The organism is Halomonas sp. ND22Bw, from assembly GCF_003011945.1.
Classification (GTDB): Bacteria; Pseudomonadota; Gammaproteobacteria; order Pseudomonadales; family Halomonadaceae; genus Halomonas; species Halomonas halophila.
Map to the genome: position 1 here is coordinate 1 of NZ_PXWD01001678.1, position 240 is coordinate 240.

Annotated in this window: 1 protein-coding gene; it reads right to left on the reverse strand. The window is 70.4% G+C overall.

All coding sequences use genetic code 11. The annotated features are described in order from the left end of the window. Window positions 1-240, reverse strand: a 240-nt coding sequence (locus CVH10_RS27115) for an MFS transporter (protein ID WP_219925098.1), incomplete at both ends; no start/stop codon positions are given.

A 240-nucleotide genomic window follows, 5' to 3' on the forward strand; every position in this document is an offset into this window, starting at 1 on the left:
GACTGGGCGACCTTACGCAGCAGGGTCATTACGCCGGCGAAGATGCCCTCGCGACGCTGGCCCGTGACCGCCTCATCGACGTCCGGCAGATAGTTATAGACCGACCAGGGCACGAAGTTCAGCGTGCCGCGCCCCAGCCCCGCCAGGATGATCGGCCCCAGCAGCCAGCAGGTGGCGCCCAGGTTGACCCCGCCCGCGACCGGAGTGCTCAGGGCGCACAGATCCTGCCCCCCGCCCGGC